This is a genomic window from Tenacibaculum sp. L6 (genome assembly GCF_028823685.1).
GTDB lineage: Bacteria > Bacteroidota > Bacteroidia > Flavobacteriales > Flavobacteriaceae > Polaribacter.
In genome coordinates this window covers 1-214 of the sequence record NZ_JAPEHZ010000244.1, presented here as the reverse complement: position 1 = coordinate 214, position 214 = coordinate 1, and the positions used below count along the sequence as shown (strand labels likewise).

1 protein-coding gene is annotated in these 214 nt (G+C 37.4%); it reads right to left on the bottom strand.

Annotated features, from left to right (window positions below; all coding sequences use genetic code 11):
* Nucleotides 1–214, bottom strand: a 214-nt coding sequence (locus tag OU788_RS12860; RefSeq protein WP_274635512.1) for an amidohydrolase family protein, incomplete at both ends; no start/stop codon positions are given.

The following is a 214-nucleotide window of genomic DNA, read 5'->3' as shown; positions in this document are numbered from 1 at the left end:
CTGGTATATTTTTTTCGGTTTTAAGATTTTGTAACGCTTTTACAATACCAGCTACATCATCTGCTTCACCTACAGGGGAAGGTGAGCAATTGGCCTGAGTGCTCATTCCTAAAGAATTAATAAAATGAGAATGTGGGTCGATAAAGCTAGGCATTAAGGTTTTACCATTTAAGTCTATCATTTGATGACCGTTTCCTGCTATTTCCATAGCTTC